General features: G+C 59.4%; 19 protein-coding genes and 1 tRNA gene. 4 read left to right on the top strand and 16 right to left on the bottom strand.

Going from position 1 to position 19,832, the window contains the following annotated elements; genetic code table 11:
- Positions 1-75: 75 nt before the first annotated feature.
- From tig to GGD50_RS04835, 4 genes are all read right to left on the bottom strand, one after another.
- Positions 76-1,575 carry a trigger factor gene (tig, locus tag GGD50_RS04850; RefSeq protein WP_107108135.1) on the bottom strand — a complete coding sequence of 500 codons (1,500 nt, stop codon included), beginning with the start codon at positions 1,573-1,575 and terminating at the stop codon, positions 76-78.
- Positions 1,576-1,852: 277 nt separating this feature from the next.
- Positions 1,853-1,937: transfer RNA gene (locus GGD50_RS04845), tRNA-Leu, on the bottom strand.
- 144 nt (positions 1,938-2,081) lie between these two features.
- Entirely contained in the window at positions 2,082-2,699 is a 618-nt protein-coding gene (locus tag GGD50_RS04840) for a GDYXXLXY domain-containing protein (protein ID WP_107107899.1), read from the bottom strand.
- A complete protein-coding gene (locus GGD50_RS04835; protein ID WP_107107898.1) occupies positions 2,696-3,850 on the bottom strand; it encodes a DUF2157 domain-containing protein in 1,155 nt (384 codons plus the stop codon). Before GGD50_RS04835 ends, GGD50_RS04840 begins: the two co-directional genes overlap by 4 nt.
- 908 nt (positions 3,851-4,758) lie before the next feature.
- Between GGD50_RS04835 and GGD50_RS04830 the strand changes: the two genes are divergently transcribed.
- The 3 genes from GGD50_RS04830 (at position 4,759) to trmFO (ending at position 7,016) form a co-directional block, all read left to right on the top strand.
- On the top strand, positions 4,759-4,905 hold the full coding sequence (locus tag GGD50_RS04830) for a DUF1127 domain-containing protein (protein WP_107107897.1): 147 nt from the start codon (positions 4,759-4,761) through the stop codon (positions 4,903-4,905).
- A 316-nt stretch (positions 4,906-5,221) separates the two neighbouring features.
- Positions 5,222-5,365, top strand: a complete 144-nt coding sequence (locus GGD50_RS04825; RefSeq protein WP_065091553.1) for a DUF1127 domain-containing protein — start codon at positions 5,222-5,224, stop codon at positions 5,363-5,365.
- A 214-nt stretch (positions 5,366-5,579) separates the two neighbouring features.
- The gene (trmFO, locus tag GGD50_RS04820; protein ID WP_107107896.1) at positions 5,580-7,016 is read left to right on the top strand and encodes a methylenetetrahydrofolate--tRNA-(uracil(54)-C(5))-methyltransferase (FADH(2)-oxidizing) TrmFO; all 1,437 of its coding nucleotides are present in this window, start codon (positions 5,580-5,582) and stop codon (positions 7,014-7,016) included.
- A 7-nt stretch (positions 7,017-7,023) separates the two neighbouring features.
- Here the strand turns inward: trmFO and GGD50_RS04815 are convergent, their stop codons facing one another.
- The 5 genes from GGD50_RS04815 to yajC all read right to left on the bottom strand — a co-directional run bounded on the left by GGD50_RS04815 (position 7,024) and on the right by yajC (position 11,879).
- Positions 7,024-7,485: a hypothetical protein gene (locus GGD50_RS04815; RefSeq protein WP_107107895.1), complete on the bottom strand. Its 462-nt coding sequence runs from the start codon at positions 7,483-7,485 to the stop codon at positions 7,024-7,026.
- 75 nt (positions 7,486-7,560) lie between these two features.
- Complete coding sequence (locus tag GGD50_RS04810) at positions 7,561-8,421, bottom strand: phytoene/squalene synthase family protein (RefSeq protein WP_107107894.1); 861 nt, start codon at positions 8,419-8,421, stop codon at positions 7,561-7,563.
- Positions 8,422-8,438: 17 nt separating this feature from the next.
- A complete protein-coding gene (locus GGD50_RS04805) occupies positions 8,439-8,825 on the bottom strand; it encodes an Mth938-like domain-containing protein (protein WP_107107893.1) in 387 nt (128 codons plus the stop codon).
- Positions 8,826-8,829: 4 nt separating this feature from the next.
- Positions 8,830-11,367 carry a protein translocase subunit SecDF gene (secDF, locus tag GGD50_RS04800; protein ID WP_107107892.1) on the bottom strand — a complete coding sequence of 846 codons (2,538 nt, stop codon included), beginning with the start codon at positions 11,365-11,367 and terminating at the stop codon, positions 8,830-8,832.
- A gap of 164 nt (positions 11,368-11,531) precedes the next feature.
- Entirely contained in the window at positions 11,532-11,879 is a 348-nt protein-coding gene (gene yajC, locus GGD50_RS04795; RefSeq protein ID WP_107107891.1) for a preprotein translocase subunit YajC, read from the bottom strand.
- A 206-nt stretch (positions 11,880-12,085) separates the two neighbouring features.
- Here yajC and GGD50_RS04790 point away from each other — a divergent pair, with 206 nt between their 5' ends.
- On the top strand, positions 12,086-12,958 hold the full coding sequence (locus tag GGD50_RS04790) for an ATP-binding protein (protein ID WP_107107890.1): 873 nt from the start codon (positions 12,086-12,088) through the stop codon (positions 12,956-12,958).
- 78 nt (positions 12,959-13,036) lie between these two features.
- On the opposite strand, the gene GGD50_RS04785 is transcribed toward GGD50_RS04790, so the two are convergent.
- The 7 genes from GGD50_RS04785 to GGD50_RS04755 all read right to left on the bottom strand — a co-directional run bounded on the left by GGD50_RS04785 (position 13,037) and on the right by GGD50_RS04755 (position 19,632).
- Complete coding sequence (locus tag GGD50_RS04785) at positions 13,037-14,815, bottom strand: LysM peptidoglycan-binding domain-containing M23 family metallopeptidase (protein WP_107107889.1); 1,779 nt, start codon at positions 14,813-14,815, stop codon at positions 13,037-13,039.
- Between the two features lie 171 nt (positions 14,816-14,986).
- Positions 14,987-15,640: a protein-L-isoaspartate(D-aspartate) O-methyltransferase gene (locus tag GGD50_RS04780; protein WP_107107888.1), complete on the bottom strand. Its 654-nt coding sequence runs from the start codon at positions 15,638-15,640 to the stop codon at positions 14,987-14,989.
- Positions 15,637-16,410: a 5'/3'-nucleotidase SurE gene (gene surE / locus GGD50_RS04775; protein WP_107107887.1), complete on the bottom strand. Its 774-nt coding sequence runs from the start codon at positions 16,408-16,410 to the stop codon at positions 15,637-15,639. Before surE ends, GGD50_RS04780 begins: the two co-directional genes overlap by 4 nt.
- A gap of 71 nt (positions 16,411-16,481) precedes the next feature.
- On the bottom strand, positions 16,482-17,765 hold the full coding sequence (gene serS, locus GGD50_RS04770) for a serine--tRNA ligase (protein ID WP_107107886.1): 1,284 nt from the start codon (positions 17,763-17,765) through the stop codon (positions 16,482-16,484).
- Between the two features lie 100 nt (positions 17,766-17,865).
- Positions 17,866-18,693, bottom strand: coding sequence for a twin-arginine translocase subunit TatC (tatC, locus tag GGD50_RS04765; protein WP_107107885.1), 828 nt, complete (start codon positions 18,691-18,693; stop codon positions 17,866-17,868).
- Positions 18,690-19,376: a Sec-independent protein translocase protein TatB gene (tatB, locus tag GGD50_RS04760; protein ID WP_107107884.1), complete on the bottom strand. Its 687-nt coding sequence runs from the start codon at positions 19,374-19,376 to the stop codon at positions 18,690-18,692. The genes tatC and tatB overlap by 4 nt, the downstream gene beginning before the upstream one ends.
- Before the next feature lie 55 nt (positions 19,377-19,431).
- Positions 19,432-19,632 carry a twin-arginine translocase TatA/TatE family subunit gene (locus tag GGD50_RS04755; protein ID WP_107107883.1) on the bottom strand — a complete coding sequence of 67 codons (201 nt, stop codon included), beginning with the start codon at positions 19,630-19,632 and terminating at the stop codon, positions 19,432-19,434.
- Positions 19,633-19,832: the final 200 nt, after the last annotated feature.

Raw genomic sequence — 19,832 nt, 5'->3', positions numbered from 1 at the left:
TTTCTTTTCTCCAACCAACAAAAAAGGCCCCGCCGCGAACGGCAGGGCCTGATTTCGTTACGGAAGAGAACCGAGTTATTCGGCGCTGTCTTCAGCAGCCTTCTTCTTCGGAGCGGCCTTCTTCTTTGGAGCAGCGGCAACTTCTTCGCCTTCGGCGGCAGCTTCGGTTGCTTCAGCCTTGGCAGCAGCCTTCTTCTTCGGAGCAGCTTTCTTTGCTGCCGGCTTGTCTTCGGTTTCGGCTTCGTCGTCAGCCAGCAGCGCTTCCTTGGAAACGGTCTTGTCGGTGACGTCGACTTCGGTCAGCAGGTGGTCGATGACCTTTTCTTCGAAGATCGGCGCGCGCAGGTTGGCGGAAGCGCCGGGCGTGTTGCGGAAGAATTCCAGGATTTCCTTTTCCTGGCCCGGGAACTGCTGAAGCTGCGAATAGAGCGCGCGCTGCATTTCGTCTTCGCTCACTTCAACGCCGGCCTTTTCGCCGATTTCGGAAAGAACGAGGCCCAGGCGAACGCGGCGTTCAGCGAGCTTGCGATATTCTTCGCGTGCCTTTTCTTCCGTCGTGTCTTCGTCTTCGAAGGTCTTGCCCGATTCATCCAGATCGGTCTGGATCTGGCGCCAGATGCTGGCGAATTCGGCGTCAACCAGCTTCTGCGGGGTGTCGAACTGGTACATCTCGTCGAGCTGGTCGAGGATCTGGCGCTTGACCTTCTGGCGGGTAACAGAGCCGTACTGGCTTTCGATCTGGCCGCGGACGATTTCCTTCAGGCGGTCGGCGGATTCGAGGCCGAGCTTGGAGGCGAGTTCGTCGTTGATTTCGATATCGCCGGGAGCAGCAACTTCCTTCACCTTGATGTCGAAGGTGGCTTCCTTGCCGGCAAGGTTCTTGGCCGGGTATTCGGCCGGGAACGTTACGGTGATGGTCTTCTCGTCGCCAGCCTTGAAGCCAACGAGCTGCTCTTCGAAGCCCGGGATGAAGCGGTTGGAGCCGAGGACGAGCTGAGCGTCTTCGTCCTTGCCGCCGTCGAAGGCAACGCCGTCAACCTTGCCGAGATAGTCGATGGTAACGCGGTCGCCATTGGCGGCCTTGCCCTTCTTCGTCTCGTAGCTACGCGCGCTTTCGGCGATCTTGAGGATCTGTTCGGTGACTTCGTCCTCAGCGATTTCAGCGACTTCGCGGGTAACCTTGATGCCCTTGACGGACTTCAGTTCGATCGCCGGGATGACTTCATAGGAGAGCGTGAATTCGAAATCGGCCTGAGCGGCGAGGATCTTTTCAGCCTCGTCCTTGTCCTCGGTCATTGCGATTTCCGGCTGGGTTGCCGACTTTTCGCCGCGCTCAGTCAGGATTGCCGGCGGCTGGTCACGAACGATCTCGTTGACGAGGTCGGCCATGATCGACTTGCCATAGACCTTCTTCAGATGCGCAACCGGCACCTTGCCCGGACGGAAACCGTTGATACGGACCTTGTCCTTGACCTCGGCCAGGCGCTCGTTCATGCGAACTTCCATGTCCTTGGCCGGGATGACCACCTTGATTTCGCGCTTCAGCCCTTCAGCGAGCGTTTCGATAACCTGCATTGTCCTACCTTCATTCATGGCGGCCGTGCCCAGACAGCCGTTCGTTTCGATGAGCACGACGCCGGAAAATCCCGAGCGTGGCTTGCATGCAATTCCTCATCATTCTGCTAGAGCGCCGCGCGTTCGAACGAACGCGCAAAAGGTCGCTCTCCCCTCTCGGAATCTAGGGCATCTTGTCCACTTTCCACTAGAAAGCGGGATGCTCTAGGCAAAATGGCGCCTCCAACAGCGGGTCAGGAGACAGGCCGTTAAGCCTCTCCCGTCCACAAGGCAGCCTTGGTGCGGGTAGAGAGACTTGAACTCCCACGCCTTGCGGCACCAGAACCTAAATCTGGCGTGTCTACCAATTTCACCATACCCGCGTTCCCAAAAGCATACGGCAATGCCTGCCCATGAGGCCTTCCGGAGCGCGGCGTCTCTATATCACCCGTTTTAAACCACGCAAAGGAAAAATGACGGTTCCACGACCGTCCATGGACCTTGTTTGGTTTTCTGCGGAAACCCGGTCAGTAAAGCGGCTCTTCGTAGACGGATTTACCGTCCAGGAGCAGGCTTCTGATATGCGCTTCGCCATCCGCCGAGACGCGGGCGGCAATGGCGACGCGGTCCTGATTGCGCGCATCCTCGATGGTGCGGCCCTCGCCTTCCGGCACATAATAGCGCTCGATGCCGTATGTGACTGGGATCGTCGCCGGCGGGGGCGCGCTATCGCCATAGGAAAAATAGTCGAAAGGCAGGGTTTTGAGAACGACGGTGTCCGGTTTCGGTTCCAATGGTCCAAAGGACGATTCGACAATGCCCCAATAGCCGTCATCCTGCTTTTTCAGGCGGACGGACAGAACCTGGTTTTGTCGGCTCTCCGGCGGCGCCCCGCCGATCAGGGTCGATACCGGCACCCGTGAAATATCGTAATTCAGCGTCACATAGTCGCCGCGCAGCAAATCGCGGGGATCGATCGGTGCGGTTTTCAACAGGACTTCGACGCCGCTCCTCAGGCCCCAAGCCCGTTCGCCAACCATATAGCCGAGGATGGCCGTCTGCAGCGCTGCGACAATAATGGCGGCGATCCACATGCGTCGGCTGAGATCGCGTGCAACGGTGCCCGTCTCGGCTGTCATCGTCATGCCTGCACCTCCTGACTCTCACTCCGCGGGCCATCATGATGGGAAAATCGCCGCTCAAGGCGAATGACCAGCCAGGCGGCGATGGCGACCAACACGCCGCAGATCAGGAAGAAGCCAGACGTGCCGATGATCGAACCGACAGTTTCGCTCGCGAGATAGAGGATCTCCCAGGCAAAAACAGCGTAGGCGAGATAGCGTACCGCACCGTTGTCGCGGCCGCTCAGAATGATCGCAACGACGGCACTTGCCAGCGTCGCGAAGGCGATCGCGATGAGAGGCAGCTTGTTTTCAACCCATATATTATTCTCAAAAATACCACTACCGATCTCCCCGTGGATTGCGAAGAGGCCGATGGCGGCGATGAGGAAGGAATAAAAGGCCGGCGCAGCACCGGCGGTCCGGGCGATCCGCATCAGGGGCGAAACCGGCAGGCTGACAGCCAGGAAGGCAATCATGCCGGCGGCGGCGAGCACGATAGCCGCGTGCAGGCTCTCATACTGCGCGAAAATCCATGTCAGCCAGCCGACAAGCATCAGATAGGCAAGATGCCGGGACCTCGGCGCATCGACGTATCTGACGAGAGCGATCAGCACGGCCGCCATAACCGGCGGCGCCCAGGGCATGAGGCCGTACCACTGGTCATAATGATCCCAAAGATAGAAGCCGCAAAAGCCCCAAGCCAGGAACCCGGCAAGAGCGACCTGCGCGCTTGAGCGGAACAACGCGGCGGCGATGCTGGCGATGGCGAACCAGACGATCATCATCATCAGTTCATCGCCGGACATATTATACATCTGGCCGACCAGCGACATGGCGCCGCCGAAACTCATCGTACCGAGAATCAGCACCGCCGAGGCCAGAATCGAGTGCCCGCGCACGAATGAATAGGCGCCGCCGAGATAAAAGGCCCAGATCATTGCTATAAGCCCGAAGAGCCTGATGATCCTTGGAATCGCCTCCCAATTCGACGCGACGAAAAGCAGGATCGCGACGCCGACCAGCAGCGCCGCCATGACGGCCAGCACGCGGCCGAGGCTGAAGCTTGCAGGACGGCTGTCATATTCGCTGAGAATCGCTGCCGCTGTCGGTGCGTCAACCAGCCCCTTGTCCACCCAGATCTTTATATCGCGTTCCAGCCTAGCCCGGTACATCGCGCGCCCCTGACAGCGATTCCCTCATCCCAGAGTGTCTTATCACATATTGAGGACCTTCGAGGTCGCTCTTTCGTGTCTCAGATCAGGGCGAGTTTTCAGCAAAGCCGCACCCCGTTAATGCGGGATTAAGGCTTCATGCCCTAGACTCACGGATTGCCCAAAGATACCGTCTCAAGCTATGCGCAATTGACATATCTCCCATGAAATTATTGCGCTGCACAAAAATCAAAAGTCATACTATTTTATAAGCATTGAAGGACGGCGGTGCCGCGCCGCTTCGGCGAAAGCCGGAAAGAGCCTGAGGATGTATTCCTCATACAGAATTCGGAGCCGCACACTCCTCCTCCCAGTGCGCTCCGATGGATTGACGACACTCCTCCTCCCAGTCGTCAATCACCACAAATGACGCCCACCGCATCCTCCTCCCGCGGTGGGCGTTATTTTTTTATCCAGTTAAATCGCTTAACTCCCGGAGAATCGCCCGACACAGTCGGCACGCTCCTTTTCTGCCGTCTAGGACATTGGAAGAGCGTAGAGAGTGCGGCGACGGGATTTTTTCGCTCACTGAATGCCCCGGCAAATGCTCCAAACCAGCAAGGCTTACGGGATGGCACGAATTGCCCCCGACGGCTGACAATATTGAGCAATTGCTCACGATCTACGCACAAGATCACAATCTCGACCGATATCCCGTCGAATGCTTGCTTTCATACTATTGCGATGTGCACATAAAGCAGTCACCCATTTAACCAAATCACCATAGTGAATTGCATCATACGCATAGGTGGCATGATGCATTCGCTCTTTTAGTTCTTGCAGCGCAGCATATATTCACAATCATCAGATCAAGGACGGAACCAATCGCGGAACCGGCGAGATCTCCAGACCCTCGAAAGGGATTTAAAATGAACCTGACCCGCTCTTTCAATAACTGGCGCAAGTATCGTCAGACCGTTAACGAACTCGGCCGCATGAGCACCCGCGAACTGCACGACCTCGGTATCGATCGTTCGGACATCCGTCGCGTAGCTCGCGAAGCCACCGGCCTCTAACTACCGGATTGGCTTCGCTAAATAGCGACAGCCTACACAACGCCCGTTGCGGACAACCGCGGCGGGCGTTCTTTTTTGCGTTGTTTTTTTGCCGTCATTCGCGCCTGCAGTAACCCTCAAGCTGCTTCAAGCCATGCGCCTCGCACAGGTCACATAAATTTTGGGCACTGATGGCTTTTTGGGCGTCATATTGCACAAATGCATAGCAGACGCATTTTATTTGCACTGCAAAATATTCGTGCGCGCGCCTATATAAGTGCCAAGCGCTGAGGCGGCAATCGTGCCGCTCGCAACTAGAATGACTAAGGACAAAACAATGAACCCGCTTCGTATCGCCAAGAACTGGATCAGCTACCGCCGCACCCTGAACGAGCTCGGCAACCTTTCCAGCCAGACCCTGTCGGATATCGGCGTTAGCCGCTACGAAATCCGCAATATCGCTTCCCGCTCTTTCCGTTAATACAACGGACCAAGTGGACTGCCTCAAGACGGCGCCCTTCGGCGCCGTTTTTGATTCCGGCGACTAAAGCGCACTGCGATCTTTCAGATTCGCTCTTTGCGCTTTAAGTTTTTGATCTTGCGCATGTCGTATCGCAAAACCGCAGCACACTTTTGCGCGAGATGCTCTAGCAAAGCAATTGGATCACCGGCGTGCCCGTGGTAATGACGCGCGCATGACAAATAGCAGCTCTTTTTCTCCCATCCATGTCATCGGCGGCGGTCTTGCCGGCTCGGAAGCCGCATGGCAGATCGCCAGCGCCGGCGTGCCCGTCATCCTGCACGAAATGCGCGGCGTGCGCGGCACCGAGGCACACAAGACCGACGAACTGGCGGAACTCGTCTGTTCCAACTCCTTCCGCTCCGATGATGCGACCAGCAATGCGGTCGGCGTCATCCATGCGGAAATGCGCTTGGCCGGCTCGCTGATCATGGCTTCGGCGGATAAGCATCAGGTTCCTGCCGGCGGCGCGCTGGCGGTGGATCGTGATGGATTTTCGGCGGCAGTCACACAGGCGATCGAAAGCCACCCGCTCATCACGATCGTGCGCGAAGAAATTCAAGGCCTGCCGCCGAAAGAGTGGGATCAGGCGATCATCGCCACCGGGCCGTTGACCGCACCGTCGCTTGCCGGCGCCATTCAGGCCGAGACCGGCGCGGACGCGCTTGCCTTTTTCGACGCCATCGCGCCGATCGTCTATCGCGACAGCATCAATATGGATATTTGCTGGTATCAGTCTCGCTACGACAAAGTCGGGCCGGGCGGCACGGGCAAGGACTATATCAACTGCCCCATGGACGAAGCCCAATATAACGCCTTCGTCGACGCCCTGATCGCCGGCGATGCCGTTGGCTTCAAGGAATGGGAAGGCACGCCCTATTTCGACGGCTGCCTGCCGATCGAAGTCATGGCCGAGCGCGGGCGCGAGACGCTGCGCCACGGACCGATGAAGCCGATGGGCCTGACCAATGCTCACAACCCCGGCGTCAAAGCCTATGCAGTCGTCCAGCTACGCCAGGACAATGCGCTCGGCACGCTCTACAACATAGTCGGTTTCCAGACGAAGCTGAAATATGGTGCGCAGGCCGAGATTTTCCGGCTGATCCCAGGCCTGGAGAATGCCGAATTCGCGCGGCTTGGCGGTCTGCACCGCAACACCTACATCAATTCGCCGACCCTGCTCGACCGCTCGCTGACGCTGAAATCGCGGCCGGGCCTGCGCTTTGCCGGCCAGATCACCGGCTGTGAGGGTTATGTCGAAAGCGCTAGCATCGGCCTGCTCGCCGGTCGCTTCGCCGCTGCCGAGCGCAAGGGCGAGTCACCGTCCCTGCCGCCGCACACGACGGCGCTGGGTTCGCTGCTCAATCACATTACCGGCGGCCATATCGTTTCCGATGAAGAGCCGGGCAAGCGCTCCTTCCAGCCGATGAATATCAATTTCGGGCTGTTTCCGGAATTGGAGCCGGGTTCGATCGTCAAGCCGGAGGGCGTCAAACGCTTTCGTGGCAAGGACAAGACGATCATGAAACGGCAACTGATCGCCAAGCGGGCGCTGGCGGATTGCGCCGGGTGGCTGGGCGTTCAGGCGCCGGCGATCACCAAAAGCGCCTGAGCCTTTCTCAGGCCTTTGCAGCCGGCTTGGTTGCCGAGGACTTGGGATCATCGCTCGCAACATAATTGCCGAGCAGCCAGAGCGAGACCTCGGCGGCGTCCGCGGGCGTGGCGAATTCGAATGTGCCGTTATGGTGTGGAGCGTCTAGGAAATCGACGGTCAAGCCGCGGCCAGTCCCCGAATCCTTGGCACGCGCCCTGCCCGGCTCGATCAGATGAACGGCAAAATGATTGCGCAGGCTCCGCATGAAGCCGGCCTTGTCATCATGCAGACGCACGAAAACCGCCTGGCCGTTGGCCGTGGTCTGCAATTGCCGGATCGCCTCCGTCGGAAAAGCGCGGCCGAATTCAAGAATGGCAAGACCGGTATCGTGCAAACCGTCCTCCTTGTTCTGCGACGCCATGCGCGTTGCGAAGAAGGCAAAGAAAACGACGATCGCAAAGAGTATACACCAGACGATGATGCCCATAGCGGCTCTCCTGGGATGCGGGCAGATGTTCAGCGGTCTCTATAGACCCCGAGACTTGCGCGAGCGTGGTCGATTTCAGATTTTCCGGGTCATGGAGGCGAGCGCCATGCGCATCTGCCGGCGCCATTGCGGCTGTAGGAAAGATTGCTCGAACACCTTGGCGCCCAGCGCCTGCGCGCGCTTCAGCACCGGCTCCGCCAAAACGACCGGCAGGAAAGCCGGAAACACCGCCGGCGAAATACCACCGGCAGCTCTCACCTTCGCCAGATGTTCGCGGCCGAGGCCGGCGAAAGCCTCAATGGCGGCGGAAATGCGTGCCTTGTCCTCGCCAGCGAGGAAGGCATTACGATCAAGGCCCGTTGCCGTCAAGATTTCCAACGGCAGATAGAGCTGCCCGCGGCGGCGGTGCAGCGGCATCAGCAACAGCAGCCCGGCAATCGCCTGTGCCACGCCGGCATGACCGGCGGCTTCCGCCGAGCGACGGGCATCCTCCGGCGACAGCACCAGGCTCGCGAGCTGAATCAGCGCCGACGCCGTCTCGCCGGCATAGCCTTCCAATATGCCGCGCGTTTCCATCGGGTCGTCGTAGAGATCGAAGATGCGCGCATCGATCATATCGATCAACGTTTGACGCGGCAGGCGATGCAGTTCGATCGCGGCAAGCAGCTCGGCTGCCACGGGATTGGCCGCGCTCGACCCATGCGCCTGCCCCTCGAGCAAATCGCGCCAATATTGCATGCGCACTTCGCCCGGCAATGGCTCGTGCACGAGATCGCGGATGCGCGCCAGCTCGGCATTGAAGGCGTAGAGTGCGGCGAGTGCGCCACGCTTATCCTCCGGTGCCAGCAGGCAAGCGAGATAACGATCACGATCGGTGTCGCGAAGCGTCGCCAGGCAAAGATCCTGGTTGCTACGGGGCGCAGCTAATGTCGTCATGCCCAGTCTGATCCTCGTCAAACGGCGATCAGCGCCGCGGCCACGGCGCGCGACTCGGACAGCATGATGTTGAATGTGCGCACCGCCGCTCCCGTATTCATCGAGTCGGAAGAAATCTGCTTGGCGCGCAACACCGCCCTCAGTTCTGAAGGCAAGGGCCGCAATTCCATGCCGGTGCCGACCAGCAGCACTTCGATCTCGGCAGCTTCATCGAGCACTTTCTGGAAATGCGCCGGCGTCAGTGCATCCTCCGACGTCATGTCCCAGCCATAGATGCCCGAGGGCAGGCAGAGCAGCGATCCGCGATGTGACATATCGGCAAACCGGAAGCCGCCATTGCCATAAGCGTCGATCGGTGCGCGGCCGGGAAAATGCGCGTTCCGTATTTCTATGCCTTTTGCCACTCTGTCACACCGCTGGTTTGCCTGATTGCACGTCGTTTCCTGCCTGTCCCTTGTTTTCACCGCCAGCCTGGAATTTGTCCGGGCGCAGCTTGAAGACGATCAGGACCGGGGCCGCAATATAGATCGACGAGAAGGTGCCGACCGCGACGCCGAAGAGTAAGACGAAGGTGAAGGAGCGGATCACCTCGCCGCCGAACATAGAGAGTGCAAGCAGCGCCAGCAAAGTCGTCGCCGAGGTCAGAACCGTGCGTGACAGCGTCTGATTGATCGAGGCGTCGATGAGAATCGGTAATGGCATCTGCGAATAGCGCCTCAGATTCTCACGCATCCGGTCATAGACCACGACCGTATCGTTCAACGAATAGCCGACGATGGTCAAAAGCGCGGCAATGCCCGTCATGTTGAATTCCATGCCGGTCAGCACGAAAAGGCCGAGCGTCAGGATGACGTCATGCAGTGTGGCGACGATCGCGCCAACCGCAAACTGCCATTCGAAACGCAGCCATATATAGACGAGGATCGCAGCCAGTGCCGCTAAAACCGCAAGCGAAGCCTTCGTGCTGATTTCGCCGGAGACGGCGGGGCCGACGACCTCGACACGGGAGAAATCGTAATCCTTGCCCAGTTCGTCGCGCACGAGGGTTACGGCCGATTGTTCGGCATTCTCGCCGCCCTGCTGCGCATGCACCCGGATCACTGCACTCAGCCGATCGTCCAGCCGTTCGACCTGCACATCGCCCGGAACCACGTTCTGCAGGCGCGATTGAATATTGGCCGGATCGACAACACCCTGCTTGGCGCGAACTTCGATGATCGACCCGCCGGTAAAATCGATGCCGAGATGCATGCCGATCGTTGCGAAGGCAAGCAGGGTTGCGACCGACAGCGCCGCCGACACCGTGAATGAATAGCGGCGGATACCCATGAAGCGAATGTTCGCGCCATCGAAGATGCCGCTTCGCACACCCGCCAGCAACACGCGCGGCTTGCGATGCGAAATCCAGGCGTCGACGAGGGAGCGCGTGACGAAACAGGCGGTGAAGAAGGTGGTGAAAACGCCGGTTATCAACGTTGCGGCAAAGCCGCGAACCGCGCCGCTGCTGACATAAAAGAGGATGGCGGCGACGATGAGCACCGTGAGATTGGCGTCGGCTACGGTGGCGGCCGCCCGGTTGAAGCCATGGCGCAACGCATCGACGAGAAGATGGGTCTTCTTTTCTTCTTCCCGGACGCGCTCGTAGATCAACACATTGGCGTCAAGCGCAATGCCGATGACGAGAACGATGGCGGCAATTCCAGGCAGGGTCAGCGTGATGCCGAAAAGCCCCATGATCGCCAGAACCATGATGATGTTGATGACAAGCGCAATCGTCGCGGCAACACCGAGCAAGCCATAGAAGCCGATCATCAGCGCGGCAACGAAAATACCGGCGGCAATGCAGGCGGTGATGCCAGAGCGCATCGTTTCATTGCCGAGGCCGGGCTTGATGGTCCGCTCTTCGACCGTGGTGAGCGTCGCGGGCAAAGGCCCGGACTTCAGCATGACGGCGAGATCCTGAGCGCCCTGCGCCGTGAAATCGCCGGGTATATCGATATCGCCCGTGGTGATTGCCGTCTTCAATGCGGCCGCCGAAATGACTTGATCGTCAAGCACGACAACGACATTCTTGCCGAGATTGGCAGCCGTCGCCTGCGCAAAACGGCTGGTCGCTTCCGCCGTCAATTTGACGGAGATATTGCCGTCATTGTTCTGGGTATTGGATACCGCAACGGCATCGGCAAAGTCGATATTCGAAAGGAGGGGCTGCTTCTGGACGAGATAGCCGACCGGCGGATCATCATCGGAAAACAGCACTTCCGAACCGGCAGGCGGTCGGCCATTGATGGCATCCTGCACCTGCATGGATTGATCGACCAGACGGAAACTGAGCTGGGCAGGCTGGTTTAGAAGGTTCTTCAGGCGCTGCGGATCGGCAAGGCCAGGCACCTGAATGATGACGCGATCCGCGCCCTGCCGGCGGATCATCGGCTCGCCGACGCCCAACTGAGCGATGCGATTGCGGATGACGTTGAGCGAGCGCGTCATGGATGCGGAGACACGCTCATTGATGCCGGCATCGGTGATATCGATGGTAAGGGCACCATTGTCGCCTTGCGACAAGGTCGCTTCCGCCTTGCCGCTGGTGATTGGCTTCAGGGCGTTAACCGCCGCCTGAACCTGAGCGGGATCATTGATGCGGAGCTGGATCTTCTGGCCGGTACCGGTCAGACCGGAATAGCTGATATTGACCGTGCGCAGCCTGGCGCTGATATCGCCGACCACAGTCTCCAGTCGATTCCGGACGACATCGCCACGCTCGATCTTCAGCATGATATGCGAGCCGCCCTGAAGATCGAGTCCGAGCCCGACTTTCCGTTGCGCGAACCATGCCGGAAAAGAAGAAAGCTGCTGATCACCGAGCAGATTGGGCACGGCAAGGAGAACGCTCAAGAGAACGGCGAACCAGATCAGGACGGTCTTCCACCAGGAGACGTGCAGCATCGCTCTCTCGAGTTTTGGCTTCTTACTGCGCCCCACAACCACCGGGGCACATAAAGGCGCAGTAACACTTTGAATTTGCGCACAGTTCTCTACGAAAGTCGAATCCGATTTTCGAAACTGCGCGCTAACGTGGCAAGCCGCTTCGGCCCGCCTACCCGCCAAGCTTACGCAGCGTCAGCCTTGACAGGCTCGCCCTTGACGCGGACTTCCGAGATAGCGCTGCGGACAACGCGGATGCGGACGCCTTCGGCGATTTCGACTTCCAGTTCCTTGTCGTCGACGACCTTGGTGACCTTGCCGACGATGCCGCTCGTGACGATCTGGTCGCCGCGGCGGATATTCTTCAGGACTTCCTCACGCTTCTTCTGCTGCGCGCGTTGCGGGCGGATAAGAAGGAAATACCAAACCACCATCAGCGGCACAAACAGGATGATCATTTCAAAGCCGGAACCGCCGAAGACGCCTGCGGCTGAATCTGTCGCGCTCTGCGCATATGCGTTGGTGATAAACATCGAGAACTCCCTTGAACTCCTTGCGGGAACAGGCCCCGCGTCAGGTGGCCGGAATATAGTTGTGATCATTGCGAATGCAACAAAAACAGCCGCGAACCGTACTGTTTTCCAGGCCTCTTAGCCTTTCGGGGCCAGAAGGAGCATGGTACCCGGCAGCACAGGGAGCATTTTACTCTTTTCCCGACTAACGTTCTGGAGGAAAAACGGTGACCGAAGATCAAAACACGCTGATCCTTGCAGAAGTCCGCCGTCTCGCCGACGCGCTTGAACGCCTCGCCGGCCCGGCGCCGGCTGTCAACGATTGGAACGCCGCCGATTGCTTCGTCTGGGTACCTGCCCGGCTCTATCTGCAGCCCGTTGCCCGGCCGAACCGCGTGGCACTGACCCTTATCCGAGGCGTCGACCATGTGCGCGATATTCTACACGAGAACACGCTGCGCTTCACCGAAGGCTTCGCCGCCAACAACGTGTTGCTTTGGGGCGCGCGCGGAATGGGCAAGTCGTCGCTCGTCAAGGCCGTGCATGAGGATGTACGCCGCGCCACCGGCGTCTCGCTGAAGCTGGTCGAAGTGCATCGCGAGGACATCTCCTCATTGCCGGTGCTGCTCGATATCCTAAAAGCCGCGCCACATCGCGTCATCGTCTTCTGCGACGACCTTTCCTTCGATCACGATGATACCGCCTACAAGTCGCTGAAGGCGGCGCTGGACGGCGGTGTCGAAGGCCGGCCGGACAATGTGCTGTTCTACGCCACATCGAACCGCCGTCACCTGCTGCCTCGGCATATGATGGAAAACGAGCAATCGACGGCTATCAACCCTTCGGAGGCCGTCGAGGAAAAGGTATCGCTCTCCGATCGCTTTGGCCTCTGGCTCGGTTTCCACAAATGCAGCCAGGAAGATTATCTACAGATGATCGACGGCTATGCCGACTACTTCAAGCTCACCCTCGACCGCGCCCAGATGCACCACGAGGCGCTGGAATGGGCAACGACACGCGGCGCCCGCTCCGGGCGCGTGGCGTGGCAGTATATCCAGGATCTCGCCGGCCGGCAGCGGATCATGCTGGAGCGGGATTGACCTCCGCCTTCCAAGGCTCAGAACGACAAAAAGCCCGGTGGTAGCCGGGCTTTTTGCAGACTCCTTGAGACGCACTACCTATTCAAGGAACGTCATTGGGTTGACCGGGGCCGAATTCTTGCGGACTTCGAAGTGAAGCTGCGGCTGCTTGACATCACCGCTCATGCCGGAGGTGGCGAGCGTCTGGCCACGCTGAACCTTCTGGCCACGGGCGACGCTGAGCGCATCGGCATGGCCGTAGACCGTGACCGTACCGTCGTCGTGACGGACGAGGACGGTGTTTCCAAGTTCCTTCAGGCCGTTGCCGGCATAGATGACGACGCCGTTTTCGGCGGCCTTGATCGGCGTACCTTCCGGAACCGAGATGTCGATACCATCGTTGCGGCTGCCGTTGACGTTGGAGCCATAGCCGGCGATGACCGCGCCACGGACCGGCCAGCGATATTTGCCGATGCCGGTCGCTTCCGGTGCATCAGCCTGCACGTCGGCCTTGGCGGCGGCGTCGCCGACGGACTGGGTCGGCGCTGCGGATGCAATCGCCTGCGGCTTGGCGGCATCGGATGCCGGCGCTGCGGCCATGGCCTTGGGCGCTGCCTTTGCTGCCGGTTCTGCGGCTGCGGTCTTCGCAGCGGCGGTTTTCGCACCCGGCTTTGCGGTCGGCTCAGCAGCGGCCTGCTTCGGCTCCATAGCCGGAACGGCAACCGACTTGACAGCGGACTTCTGCGGCTCGATCGAGGCGGTTTTCACCGGATCGGGCTTGACCGGCGCGGCTTCGGCGATCGCGCCACCATGCGGCAGCTTCAGCGTCTGGCCGATACGAATGCCGCCGCCCTGCTGCATGTGATTTGCTTGCTTGAGCTCATCGACGCTGACGCCAGCGCTCTTGGCGATCCTGGCGAGCGAGTCACCCGGCTTGACGATATAGGTACCGTCGCCCTTCGGCAGCGGACCCTTGCCGTTGCCGGCAGCGAGCTTGCTGGGATCGGCGAGGCCAGCCTGTGACTTGCCGCGCATCTGGCCGTTGGAAGGTAGCACGACGGCGTCCTGCTCCGGAGTCTTGACCGGCGCCGGCATCTTGCCGCCCTTAGAAAGGTCGGTCGCTTCCGAGGCCATTTTGGCCGGGCTCGGGGCGCCTGCGCCGTTCATGGTCGGGATGATGATCTGCTGACCCGGCTGGGCGCTGGCGCTGTTCTTCAGGCCATTGGCGCGCAGGATTTCCTTTTCCGGAACGCCATAGCGGCGCGACAGCAGGTTTATGTTTTCGCCCGGACGCAGCGTGACGCTCGGCGCATTGACCGCTGTCCAGCCGGATGAAGATGCCGCGGCGGGCGCAGCCTTGATCGTGCCGGTCGGCATCGCATCAGGAGGCAGAGCCGGCTCAGCGCGGGAAACTGCTGCCTTGCCACGCGATGCGGGGAACGGCTGCGCCAGCGCTTCGGCTTCCCCCTTGGAGGCGACATGCGTGCGCACCGGCGCTGCGGAGGCAGTCGGGGCTGCAAGCTCGGTACGCTGGATCGCAACGGGAGCGGTCGATACGCGAGCACTCGAATAGGATGGATTGTACCGGGCCGGAGAATTCGGATAAGGCCGCGTAACCGGTGCGTTCTGCTGCGAGTAATCCTGCTGCTGATAGCCGCTGCCCTGAGCGAGATCGACACGCGGCACGGGATCGCCGTCCGGCCCATTCAAGCCGCGACGGTTGATCGAACCGGTCGTCACCTGATCAGGAGAGCCCGCAAAGAGCCCGCTGAAGCGCGTCGTGTCCGAACTACAAGCTGTCGCGGTGCTCGCCAGGAGAATGGCCACCAGGACTTTCCCTGCCGATTTACCGAAGTTTGACGAAAGACTGAAACCCATGACTCGACCCACTTGAGACGCAACCGATTTGTGGGTCAATTAAAGCGCGTTAATCTTACCATGCGGTTAAAGCACTGGTGCCGCATGTGTTTTTTTGAGGAATTGCTAACCATAGAAGATGAATCCCGCATTCGCAGGGATCCTTCGAAGGATTTCAATCTAAATTAGGCCTCAAAGATAAGAGGCGAGCATCGGCACGATCGGCTGATAGGGAACGTCGAACAGTTCCTCGCGCTCAAAGCGGCTGCCGGTCTTGGTGAGACGCACCATACGGCAAACATTGTCTGAAAGTATCAACGGCGCAATCATCGACCCGCCGGAAACCAGTTGCTCCGCAAAGAAGCGTGGCATGGTGGTGAAGGCCGAGGTCACCAGGATACGATCGAAGGTACCCTCACCCGGCATGCCGACGCTGCCGTCAGCCTGGCGGATGATGACGTTGCGCAGGCCGAGCGTATCCATGCGCTGCTGCGCTGCCGTCGTCAGGGTCTTGTAGCGATCGACCGTCAGTACCCGCTCGACGATGCGGCCCATGACGGCGGCAGTGAAGCCGCTGCCGGTGCCGACCTCGAGAACGCGATGGCCGGGCTTGACCTTCAGACTATGCAGAATGCGGACGACGAGATCGATGCCTTCCATGAAGGCACCGCATTCGATCGGAATCGTTCGGCTGGAATAGGCATCATCGGAAAATTGCGGCGGCACAAAAGGAAGGCGCGGCGTCTGTTCGACGGCCGTCATCAGATCGATGTCCAAAATGCCTTCGGCTCGCAGCCGCAGCACAACGGCTGCAAAGCCTTCCTTCTCGAGCAAACGAGCTGTCAATCCGCTACTCCGTACCCGAGCGCCCGCGCCACGCGGTCTTGCGCTGAATAATCCGTCAAATCGAGTTTCAAAGGAGTTACCGAAATACGATTTTGTTTCAAGGCATGGATATCGGTGCCCGGCCGAAAGATGCCGCTGCGTTCGCCGAAGCGCAACCAGTAATAGGGGAAACCACGGCCGTCTGCCCGTTCCTCGACCTGGAGGTTGAAGGCAAGATTGCCCTGCGCAGTGACCTCGGTGCCCGAAACTTCGTCCGGCCGGCAGTTCGGGAAGTTCAGATTGAGAAAGGTACTATCGGGCAAATCAATATCGATGAGCTTGCCGAGAAGCGCCGGCGCATACGCCTCGACCACTTCCCAGGGAACGACGCGTGTCCCATTCTCGTACACATAGGCCTGGCTTAGCGCGAAGGAGCGCACGCCCTGCAACGTGCCTTCGATGGCGCCGGCAATAGTGCCCGAATAGGTGACGTCGTCGGCAACATTGGAGCCGGAATTGACGCCCGAGAGCACCAGGTCCGGCTTGATATCCATAACCTGACGGATGCCCATGATGACGCAATCCGTCGGCGTACCGCGCAAAGCATATTGCTTGTCGGAGACTTTGCGCAAGCGCAACGGTTCGGAAAGGCTCAGCGAATGGGCAAGGCCGCTTTGATCCGTCTCCGGCGCAACGATCCAGACGTCATCGGACATGGTGCGGGCGATGCGCTCCAACACGGCCAATCCTTCGGCATGAATGCCGTCGTCATTGGTCAGAAGTATCCGCATTGCCCCCACCGCTCAAAACATGACCTCGAAAAGTGCGAAGCGGTTTTCGGACAAGATCATGTCACGTCAAATCAGGCTGCGCGCTCGATTCTCTTCAGACCACCCATATATGGCAGCAGTGCGTCCGGAACAGTGACCGAACCATCCTCGTTGAGATAATTCTCGACGACTGCGATCAGGCAGCGGCCGACGGCGGTGCCGGAACCGTTCAGCGTGTGCACGAATTTCGTGCCCTTGTCGTCCTTACCGCGATAGCGGGCGTTCATACGTCGCGCCTGGAAATCGCCGCAGACCGAGCAGGAGGAAATCTCGCGATAGGTGTCCTGCCCCGGCAGCCAGACTTCCAGGTCGTAGGTCTTGCGGGCGCCGAAACCCATATCGCCGGTCGAGAGCGTCATGACACGGTAATGCAGGCCAAGGCGCTTCAGCACTTCCTCGGCGCAGGCGGTCATGCGCTCGTGTTCGGCAATCGAGCTTTCGGCATCGGTGATGGAGACGAGTTCGCATTTCCAGAACTGGTGCTGACGCAGCATGCCGCGTGTATCGCGGCCGGCCGAACCCGCTTCTGACCGGAAGGACGGGGTCAGCGCGGTGAAGCGCAATGGCAGCTTCTCCTGATCGAGGATTTCGCCGGAGACGAGATTGGTCAGCGTCACTTCGGCGGTCGGAATCAACCAGCGGCCATCCGTGGTCTTGAACAGGTCTTCGGCGAATTTCGGCAATTGGCCGGTGCCGAACATGGCCTCGTCGCGCACCATCAGTGGAGAGCTGACTTCGGTGTAGCCGTGTTCACCCGTATGAAGATCCAGCATGAATTGGCCGAGCGCCCGTTCCAGGCGCGCAAGCTGCGAGGTCAGCACAGTGAAACGTGAGCCGGAGAGCTTGGCAGCGCGCTCGAAATCCATGTAGCCGAGCTCTTCGCCGATCTCGAAGTGTTCCTTCGGCTTGTGATTCCAGGTCGGCTTGGCGCCCCAGGCATGCTTGACGACATTGTCATGTTCGTCCTTGCCGACCGGCACGTCATCGAGCGGAATATTGGGAATGCGCGACAGGGCGTCGTTGAGTTCGGCCGTCAGAACGCGCTCTTCTTCTTCCGCTGCCGGCAGCAACGTCTTGATCTCGGCGACTTCGGCCTTCAGCTTTTCGGCAAGCTCGGTGTTCTTCTGCGCCATGGCCGCGCCGATTTCCTTCGAAGCGGCGTTGCGGCGAGACTGCATATCCTGGACGGATTGAATGACGGAGCGGCGCTTCTCGTCGAGCGCAATGAGGCTTTGCGACAAAGGCTCGGCCCCGCGCTTGGCAAGCGCTGCATCCAAAGCCTCGGCATTCTCACGAATCCATTTGATATCAAGCATCGTCGTTCCAGGTCGTTGCACATGAGCATAGCTCCGACCGAGATTTCGGTCGGAGATCGAACCGGCAAAACCCTATGAAAAGACGATGCAGACCTGCCGCTCAGACACTATCCGTCTTGGCGACATCGGACCTTTCGCCACTCTCCTCGAGAGCTTGCCGGGCACGCTGGCGTTCCACGAGTCGCGCCGCGTAGATGGAAATCTCGTAGAGAAGGATTGTCGGCAGTGCAAGGCCGATCTGGGACATCGGATCCGGCGGCGTCAGCACCGCGGCAACGATGAAGGCGAAGACGATCGCGAACTTGCGCTTTTGCGCCAGCCACTGCGAGGTCAGCAGGCCAACGCGCGCCAGCAGCGTGGTGATGACCGGAAGCTGGAAGACGAGACCGAAGGAGAAAACCAGCGTCATAATGAGGCTGAGGTATTCCGAGACCTTCGGCAACAGCGCAATGCCCACCTGACCCTCGGCCGGCGCCTGCTGCATCTTCAGGAAGAACCACATCACCATCGGGGTGAAGAAGAAGTAGACGAGCGCTGCGCCCATCAGAAACAGAATCGGCGATGCGATCAGGAACGGCAGGAAGGCAGAACGCTCATTCTTGTAGAGCCCGGGCGCAACGAACTTATAGATCTGTGCGGCGATGATCGGGAAAGAGATCACTAGCGCACCGAACATGGCGACCTTCACCTGCGTGAAGAAAAACTCCTGCGGCGCGGTATAGATCAGCTCGGCCTTGGTGACATCGAGATGCGCCCAGACGACAGCCCATTTATAGGGGTAGACCAGATAGTTGAAGAGATGCTTGGCAAAGGCAAAACATCCGATGAAGGCAATGAAAAACGCCACCAGCGACCAGATCAGCCGCGTGCGCAATTCCATGAGGTGTTCGATAAGCGGCTGCGGCTTATCGTCGATATCACCCGTCATGCCTGGTCCTTCTTCTTAGGCGTTGTTTTGCTCGCCGTCGGGCGCTTCCTGGGAGCTACAGCGGCGGCAGCAGGAGCATCGACAGTGGCCGCCGCGACCACCTTGCGGGGCGCACGCTTCGGCTTTTCCGCGACAACCGAGGTGTCCACCACCGCAGCGGCGACCTCGTCGGTCTTGCCCGGCGCTTTTGCCCGAGGCTTGCGAACGGTTTTCGGCTTGGCAGGTGCTTGTTCAGCAACGACGACCGGTTGCGGCGGCGTCACCGAAGCTGGCGAAGCAACCGGCGCTGCCTCACTGGCTGCGGGAATGATCGGAGGCATTTCCGGCAGCCCCATTGATGGCTCGGAAACGGGCTCCCCCGGCGTCGATGTTGCCGCAGCAGGCGTCGAACGCTGCAGGTCGGCCTTGATCTCGTTGCCCATCTGCCGCAGCGGGTTCATTGCTTCCCGCAATGAATTGACCGGATTGAGCTTTTGAGCATCGGAGATCGTCTGGCGCACATCGTCCAGCTCCGCCTCGCGCATGGCCTCATCGAATTGTGCACGGAACTCGCCCGCCACTTTTCGCGCCCGCGACGTCATCTTGCCGATTGTCCGCAGCGTTGTCGGCAGTTCCTTAGGGCCAATGACCACAAGCGCCACGACAGCGATAACCAGCAGCTCAGACCAGCCTACGTCGAACATGAAAAGGCTCCTGGGCCGACAGCGAGCATTTCAGCTCCCTGCGTGCCCGACATGATTATTTCGATTCGTCGGCCTTGTGTTCAACCGTGCGGGACGTCGTCTGAGTTGGCGTCTCATCCTCGTCGCTCATGCCTTTTTTGAAGCTCTTGATGCCCTTGGCTACGTCACCCATCAGCTCCGGGATCTTTCCACGGCCGAACAACAACAGCGCGATGGCCAGGACAATCAGCCAGTGCCATATGCTTAGAGAACCCATTGCGATAACTCCCAATTTCAACGTCTTCCCGATGTAAGACGTTTACAGATGTTTTTCAAACACCAAAATGTACTGCATCGGCGCATATGGGGATAGCGAACGCCAAAGCCACGGCCGAGCATCCCCAACTGAAGAGAACGACTTTCATATTAGTCTCTTCTAATGGCAAAACCGAGACTTGACATTACTGCCTGGAAAAA

Source organism: Martinezella paranaensis (assembly GCF_014200235.1).
GTDB classification, from domain to species: domain Bacteria; phylum Pseudomonadota; class Alphaproteobacteria; order Rhizobiales; family Rhizobiaceae; genus Rhizobium; species Rhizobium paranaense.
This window is presented reverse-complemented; position numbering and strand designations above follow the sequence as displayed.